This is a genomic window from Microcoleus sp. CZ3-B2 (assembly GCF_036705055.1).
GTDB lineage: Bacteria > Cyanobacteriota > Cyanobacteriia > Cyanobacteriales > Microcoleaceae > Microcoleus.
The window spans coordinates 1-7,825 of the sequence record NZ_JAUBTN010000115.1; the positions used below are offsets into that span (position 1 = coordinate 1).

The 7,825-nt window shown below is 46.2% G+C and carries 7 protein-coding genes and 1 pseudogene; 1 reads left to right on the forward strand and 7 read right to left on the reverse strand.

Annotated elements, in window-relative coordinates; all coding sequences use genetic code 11:
- The 3 genes and pseudogenes from QUA97_RS28430 to QUA97_RS27595 all read right to left on the reverse strand — a co-directional run.
- Nucleotides 1-64, reverse strand: a pseudogene (locus tag QUA97_RS28430) (D-galactonate transporter); the annotation flags it as partial.
- A gap of 9 nt (nt 65-73) precedes the next feature.
- On the reverse strand, nt 74-985 hold the full coding sequence (locus QUA97_RS27590; RefSeq protein WP_194071274.1) for an ABC transporter permease: 912 nt from the start codon (nt 983-985) through the stop codon (nt 74-76).
- A 158-nt stretch (nt 986-1,143) separates the two neighbouring features.
- The gene (locus QUA97_RS27595) at nt 1,144-2,274 is read right to left on the reverse strand and encodes an ABC transporter substrate-binding protein (RefSeq protein WP_194071275.1); all 1,131 of its coding nucleotides are present in this window, start codon (nt 2,272-2,274) and stop codon (nt 1,144-1,146) included.
- A gap of 35 nt (nt 2,275-2,309) precedes the next feature.
- On the opposite strand from QUA97_RS27595, the gene QUA97_RS27600 reads away from it, so the two are divergent.
- Nucleotides 2,310-2,522, forward strand: coding sequence for a hypothetical protein (locus QUA97_RS27600; protein WP_333197475.1), 213 nt, complete (start codon nt 2,310-2,312; stop codon nt 2,520-2,522).
- Here the strand turns inward: QUA97_RS27600 and QUA97_RS27605 are convergent.
- The 4 genes from QUA97_RS27605 to QUA97_RS27620 form a co-directional block, all read right to left on the reverse strand.
- Nucleotides 2,519-3,649, reverse strand: a complete 1,131-nt coding sequence (locus QUA97_RS27605; protein WP_194071218.1) for an ABC transporter ATP-binding protein — start codon at nt 3,647-3,649, stop codon at nt 2,519-2,521. The genes QUA97_RS27600 and QUA97_RS27605 overlap by 4 nt on opposite strands.
- A 187-nt stretch (nt 3,650-3,836) precedes the next feature.
- Nucleotides 3,837-4,502, reverse strand: a complete 666-nt coding sequence (locus tag QUA97_RS27610; protein WP_333197478.1) for a DUF4340 domain-containing protein — start codon at nt 4,500-4,502, stop codon at nt 3,837-3,839.
- Nucleotides 4,503-4,836: 334 nt separating this feature from the next.
- Entirely contained in the window at nt 4,837-6,780 is a 1,944-nt protein-coding gene (locus QUA97_RS27615; RefSeq protein ID WP_194071217.1) for a GldG family protein, read from the reverse strand.
- 42 nt (nt 6,781-6,822) lie between these two features.
- Nucleotides 6,823-7,758 (reverse strand): Rpn family recombination-promoting nuclease/putative transposase, encoded by a 936-nt coding sequence (locus QUA97_RS27620; protein ID WP_228050416.1) that lies wholly within the window; start codon nt 7,756-7,758, stop codon nt 6,823-6,825.
- Nucleotides 7,759-7,825 lie beyond the last annotated feature (67 nt).

Consider the following 7,825-nt stretch of genomic DNA (forward strand, 5'->3'; position numbering starts at 1 on the left):
TAACCAATAACCAATAACCAATAACCAATAACCAATAACCAATAACCAATAACCAATAACCAATAACTACTGACTAAACTGCATTACGATCGCCATATTTGAGCAAAAGGGCAATTCCGATACTCACTGCAAAAATTAATACCATACTCAGAGCCGAACCCAGCCCCCAATTTTGTGTTGCTCCCAAAAACTGATTGTAAATCAAACGAGCGGCTGTCATGCTGGAAGCTCCACCGAGCAATTCGGGATCGACAAAATCGCCCAAACAGCTAATAAATACTAGCAAAGAGCCTGCTGCAATTCCCGGCATTGTTTGAGGTACTGTCACTTTCCAGAAAGTTTCTACTGGATTCGCGCCCAAATCTTGAGATGCTTCTAACAATCTGCGATCGAGCTTTTCCAAAGAAGCGTAGAGAATTGTTACGATATAAGGCAAATAGCTGTAAGCCATGCCGATGAGAACGGCGGAACTTTGATTTAACAATTCTAGAGGAGGGATGCCTACAAGGGCTAAGACCGAGTTGAGAACGCCTGTAGGACGCAGTATTGTAATCCAAGCATACGATCGCAACAGCGAAGAAGTCCACAGCGGCAACACAAAGCCCAACAATGTTAAATTCCGCCACTTCGGCGAGACATTGAGGGCTATCCAGTAAGCGACGGGAAATCCCAGCACCAAACAGAGTATGGTAGTTCCAGTTGCGAAAAAGAGCGATCGACCCATCACCTGCAAATTCAGCGGTTCAAACACTCGCAGATAGTTGCCGATTCCCGAAGGATTCACCAAATCTCCTGGCTTAATGTTTGGTACTAAGCTAAGCTGAAAAATTACCAGAGTTGGTATTACTAATAATAAAACTAGGAACAAGCCAGAAGGGCCGAGCAATGCTAGCGGCCCAGCCCACGATGACCACGGGGAGCGAGTTTCAGCTTTTGCGGGAGATGTGGGAGGAATCGGAGGGGGAGCTTTGGTGGAAACAGCCATAAATAATAGTTTTGATTTTTTAACCGCTGATTAACGCGGATTAACGCGGATATAATACGGAGCGATGCTGCAGCGGGCGATCGACTGTGGGGGCGGATTGATGTAAAATTTGGATAAAAGTCAGAGATTGCGTGTAAAGTCCGCCCTACAGGTGAGGATCAGCCGCTGGTTAATTTAGTCCAATAGCGATCGTACACTTCCATAAATTTCCCTACCGGAGCAACACCTTCGCAATTTCTTAAAACAGCTTCCGAGGGGAAAAGAATTTCGTTTTCGCGGACTTCCGGCGTTAACAAACTAAAAGCATCTTCCGAAGGAGTTGAAAAACTGAGCCTTTCTACTAAAGAAGCAGCGATATCGGCTTGCAGCATAAAGTTAATCCATTTATAAGCTGCTTCGGGATTGGGAGCACCTTTGGGAATTACTAAAGTGTCTGTCCACAAAGAAGAACCGCTTTTTGGCACGATATATTTCAATTTATCGTTATCTGGAATTACTTCATTAGCATCAGAAGAATAACACATGGCTATCTTCAAATCGCCAGTCAGCATTTGCGGCCGCCAAGCATCTGTGGTAAAAGATGCGATCGCGGGTTTGAGTTCCACCAACTTTTCGTAAGCTTTTTTGACTTGCTCTGGGTTCGTAGAATTGAGGGAATAGCCAAGCATCCGCAACGCAGCACCCATGACTTCTCGAACATCGCTTGCTAGCGTCATTCGTCTTGCTAGCTCCTGTTTGTGTTGCCACAAATAGTTCCAATCGACCGGAGCTTCTTTGAGTTGTTCGCTGTTGTAAATCAAGCCTGTGGTTCCCCAACTCAAAGGGACGCTGTAGCGGTTTCCTGGGTCGTAGACAGGGTTTTGGAACTGTTTTTTGAGCCGATCGAGTCCGCCCAAAATCGAGTGGTCTAATTTAGTCAACAGCTCCAGTTCCGTCATCTGAACCACCATGTAGTCAGACGGGTAAATGATGCTGTAGGCGCGGCCGCCGCCGGCTTGAACTCTAGCCAGCATTTCTTCGTTGGAACTAAACACGTCGGCTACTACGCGAATGCCTGTTTTTTCGGCAAAGCGATCGAGCAAAGCTTTATCGGTATAGCCAGCCCACGTATAGATGAACAGTTGGTCGGCAGAACCTGTGACGGGAGGAGCAGATTGTACGTCTGCCAGTCGCCAGCCGCAACTCGAAAGGGCTAAGCCGGAAATTGTCGCCGCCGAATTTTTTAGGAACTGACGGCGTGTCGAATTAGCCGGGAAAATCCTGGAAATTGGTAGATTTGTCGGAGGCACAGTTTGATTTTAGATTTTAGATTTTAGATTTTAGATTGGGGAATTGGGGATTGGGAATTGGGAATTGGGAATTGGGAATTGGGCATTGGGCATTGGGCATTGAGAATTGGGCATTGAGAATTGGGAATTGGGAATTGGGCATTGGGAATTGGGCATTGGGCATTCTCCTATTTTCCCATTTTCCCCCTCTCCCATTCTCCCCCTCTCCCTCTCTCCCCCTCTCCCATTCTCCCCCTCTCCCTCATTAGGATCGATCGCCCAAAGCAAGGCAATCAGTAGTTCCCCAGTAGGCATAAATCGGCGTGTTTTGGTCTGGGAAAGAGCCGCCGGTATTTGGCTGGCGCACCGTAATTTTATCGCCAGAGGTCAACTCAACCACGTAATGAACGTGAGTGCCCATGTACATAGTATTTTTGAGCCGCCCTTCAAAACAGTTGACCGACACTTCCGGCTGGTATAGATTCAAATATACTTTTTCCGGCCGGACGCTGACCACCACAGAGTCGCCTGTGACACCATTCCACATATCTGACTGCTGAACGATTATTTTCAGATTGGCCGAGGTGCGAACTGTGAGAGTCGATCGGTCGATCGACTCCACCGTACCAGAAAACAAATTCGTATCCCCAATAAAATCCGCCACAAAAGCCGTCTGCGGACACTCATAAATTTCTTCGGGTGAACCGATTTGCTCAATTCGGCCCTCGTGCATCACCGCAATCCTGTCTGACAGACTCATCGCCTCTTCTTGATCGTGAGTCACCATCACAAAAGTCAAGCCTAATTCTTGATGCAAATTCGACAGTTCCAACTGCATCTGCTTCCGCAACTTCAAATCCAGAGCCCCCAGCGGTTCATCCAGCAGTAGTACCGCCGGTCGATTTACCAGAGCTCTCGCCAAAGCCACCCGCTGCTGCTGGCCGCCCGACATTTGACCGGGAAACCGATTGGCGAAAGATTCCATTTTCACCAATTGCAAAACTTCTTTTACCCGTTCTTCTATTTCCGTTTTTCCGAGCTTTTTAATCCGCAATCCAAAAGCGATATTGTCCCAGACATTCATGTGTCCGAACAAAGCGTAGCTTTGAAACACGGTATTTACCGGACGGCGGTAAGCTGGAGTGTTGGTCATCGACTGGCCGCGAATCATCAATTCGCCCGCCGAGGGAGTCTCGAAGCCAGCGATTAAACGCAGCGTCGTAGTCTTACCGCAGCCGGAGGGGCCGAGAATGCTAAAAAATTCTCCTTGTCGAATGCTGATGTCAACTCCGCGAACTGCGGTTTCGCCGTTAAATACCTTAAAGACCTTGCGGAGTTCAACGTCAAGCGCTGTATCCGTTGCTGTCGTACCTTGGTTGAGTGCTGTCTGAAACATATTCGCCCTTTCCTGGGGTTAATGCACGCCGCTTGAATACAGTTTAACTTTAGACTTTTCTGTATTTTAGGCGAGGAATGTTCGATGTAACAGGTTTTGGGATTTGTTCTTTCAATTCTATCTCAGAGTGCTCTTGGGTAAGTCTGAATGTTTTGTGTCGCGCGATCGAGTTCGATCAACTCCCCAACTATTGATTCTCAGGACTTGGAGTAGGAGATGGTGTTGGTGATTTCTCTGGTTTGGGTGCTTCTGCTTTTTTCCATTCTGACAAAGGTCGATTGACAGCATTTTTAAAGTCAAAAGGCACTAGCAGCACGGGCAAATTTTCGGCTGAATTTTGAGGGGGCGCTTCCCCCGGATTGGCTAGAGCGTACAAGAAGCGGCCGCTAAAGTCTGTTTTGCCTAAAACTAAACGGTGAGTTTCCTGGTTGTCCAGCTTGACTGTGACTGTAGCTTGGGGTTTGTCTAGACCGTATTCTGGGAGTTTAGCCGCGGTAGTATTAATCGTGCGATCGCTCTTTCCTGTCGCCAGCCTGTCTAGCAAAAAATCCACCGAAGCCTCACTCGCCTGCCCTTGCACCGGCAATTTCATTTCCCAGCTAGACTTGCCTCCTTTTGTAGCATAAACTCGCTCAAAAGTCAAGATTCTTTCGGGAGTTTTTACTGTAAAGAATTGTATGCGATCGGACTTAAAATTAAAAATTTTATGTTTGTTTTCCTTCGCCTCTTCCTGCTTGGGAGATACCTGCATTTCGTACACAGAAACGAACCCAATCATGCTTAGCGCGACGGCTATCAATACAAATGTATTTTTCTGCAATTTCATAATAACTGGGAATTGGGCATTGGGCATTGGGCATTGGGCGGAGCGAAGCGGAGGGATTGGCCCGCGCAGGGCGAGCGCGAAGCGGAGGGATTGGCCCGCGCAGGGCGAGCGCGAAGCGGAGGGATTGGGCATTGGGCATTGGTAATTGTTAATTGCTAGTAAAGAACAAATAACAAATAACTCATCAGCTAATCCGCATTTAATTTGCATGGTGAAATACAGTTTCGCTGTTGTGGGTAGTAGGGGTTGGGCAGGAAAGCCCGCCCTAAACATACAATCTGAATGCACAAAAGCTTAACTAATAACTAATAACTAATGACTGATGACCAATGACTAATGACTAAGGACTAATGACTCTTCATCATCTCCTCTTCCACCAAATAGTGCCGCCTATTACCAGTCCGAGTAAGGGCCAAACTAGCCAAGCTAAAATCAGCAATCCTATTTGGATGACCGTCATATTAATGCGACGGTTGGTAGATTTTTTCGGACTTATAGAAAGGCTTTGTTGGTCTGGTTTACTCAACCAACTGACAGAGTTGAGAAATACGTCACTATTGAGTTGTTGCTCAAACCAACCGTTAGTCACAAATTGAGATGTGCCAATTACTACCATGCGCGATATTTTTTGAGAACTTGATGGTACAGAAGGAGTTGTGGTTGGCTTCGGAGATGGTGTGGGAGATGGTGTGGGAGATGTTGTGGGAGATGTTGTGGGAGATGGTGTGGGCGTTGGGGAACTTTCGGGAGATGTTGTGGGTGTTGGGGAAGCTGTCGGTAATACTGGCGGCGTAGCTTCTTGGGAGACAATCACCGAGTAGCTAATTGGGGAAGCTGTCGGCGATGTTGTTGGAGATGGGGATGTTGTTGGAGATGGCGATGTTGTTGGAGATGGGGATGTTGTTGGAGATGGGGATGTTGTTGGAGATGGTGAAGTTGTCGGCGATGGAGAATCTGTCGGCGATGTTGTTGGAGATGGGGATGTTGTCGGAGATGGAGAAGGCGAGGGTGAGGGTTTTAAGGGAGTGCTGTCAGCGCCCGATCGCACTAAAGCCACACCTAATAATAACGGGCCTTGTCGATCGGTCTTCTGATCGAACTCCAATTTCTTAGTCGTCAAATCGCTTTCCGCCCAACTTTCCTGACTCGTCCACAGCAGCGGTTGTTCTTCTATCCCTGCTACGGGCGTGGTTTCCAAAGCACGCGCAAACGGATAAAATGAAATGCCGGTGCCGAAACTTTTAGTAATCGGATTGTCGCCGTAGCGCCTGACTGTGGGAACCGTCGGGCCCAGACCGAATCTTTGACCGCCGCCGGAAGCATCGATGACCAAACGGGTGTCTAATTTTAGGCCCCATTCTTGCAGAAATTTGTCTAATCCGGTATTAATTGCTGGGTCTACCATTAAGAATAAACTGCCGCCGCGATCGAGATAAGCCTTTAGCGCTTTAATTTCTGCATCGACAAACGGTTTTTCTGGCCCAGCAATAATTAAAGCATCTGCATCTTCGGGAACTTCTTGGCGTTCGGCAAAATTTAGCGTTTGGGCGTTATAGTATTTATCTTTCAGAGCTTTTTGGGCTTGCTCAATTCCGCCTTGACCTTCTTTCAGCGGGCGCGTTCCTTTACCTTGCAAAAAGTAAACTGTAGGAACGCGAGTGCTCAGAATTTCTTCTAAGCCATTGGTAAGTTTGATCTCTGAAAGACCTTGATTTGGGTCGCTACCAAAAGCTGTGCCGCCTTTTTGCAGCTCTTGTTTTTTGTCGCCCGATTGCAGGTAAACTTCTCCAATGCTGGTAATGCTAAATTCCCTGGCTTTTCCCGGTTGCGCCTGCGGGTCTACAAATTCGTATTGGAACTTGGAACCTCCCTCGCGTTTGTAGCTTTGTAGCAATTCTTTTGTTTGGGGATTTTGAATGGGGTCAAATACCCATACTTTGACTGGTTGTTGGAGGTTTTGCAGTATTTGTTGAGTCTGGGGGGCGAGGGTAAACTGTTGGCTTTCGGTTAAGTCGATGCGGAGGGGATAGCGAAATGCGATGAAGTTAATTACTCCGAGAATCACAAATACTGCGGTGGTAGCAATTAGGGCGTTGGTGCCGGCTTGGGTGGAACGCTGCCCCCAAAAGCCTTGTTCGTGAGTTAAATATAGCAGCCAAAGTGCGATCGTCACCGTTCCGGCAATAACTAAACCGACTGTCAGGGGTTCCCATGCTGCGGATACAAATGCTGCTGTTAAACCTGCTGCGATGAGGAGGGGGCCCAGCCAAAAAATATATTTCCAATTGGTTTTCTTAATTTTCATAACATAAATATGGGACGATAATTTTCCGTTCGAGAATGTTATTCATATTGCATTAGCCTGCAACCAGGCTGTCAAGTCTGACTGCTGTTGAAAATCCAGGACGGCATCTCCTAATTCTTGTAATTCCTGCACGCCTAATTGACGGATGCAGTTTTCGGTTTCTGGTTGGATTGTGCCTAAACGCCGCACGACTTGACGCAAAATTAACGATAGATGAGCGGCTTTTGTTACCTGTTCTTTTGCTAACTCTATGGCAATCTGCTGGTCTTCAATCCACAGTTCTTGGTTCTGTAATTCATTTAATTCTTCCTGAGTAAAATTGTCTTCGCTGGCCATTCTCAATGCTTTCTCAATTTCGGGGACTGCACTCAGTGTTTCTGGTACTGTATCCAAAGTGCTGGTGTTTTTGAGAAGGTAAATCCATCGGTCTGCGATGGTTTCTAATTCTGCTAATTCTTTAGTGAATTTGGGCAGTTCTATAAATACTAATTCTATTTCAGTATCGGGATAGTCAAACTGTTGCTCTTTTTCTTTGAAAACAAATCGCGTCAGAAATTCTGGTTGGTTTCCAAACATTTCAAAGTCGGCAATTTTTAAAGAAATTACTGTTTTGAGTCTTTCGTAGCGTTCTTCTCGTGTTAATTGCAGGCTGTAGGTTTTAGCTGCGTTGTACAAAACTCTGGTTCCGAAGGAAGGGACGTTGATTACTTGAATTTCAATGAGGGCGATTCGGTCGCCGTTTATTGTGGCTTTGACATCTAGTTGTGTGTCTACTCCGAAAGTTTGATTTCCTGGTTGGGATTTGATTATTTCTAAGTCTTCGATGACTGGCTGTGCTTCATAAAGGATGGCGTTTAAAAAATTAATTAGGATGTCTTTGCTGTCGCTGGAAGCAAATATTTTTTTGAACGCAAAGTCTATTTTTGGATTGATCAATCTCATTGTTTGAGGTAGTTTGTAGAATTTAACATTAGTCATTAGTCATTAGTCATTAGTCATTAGTCATTAGTCATTAGTCATTAGTCATTAGTCATTAGTCATTAGT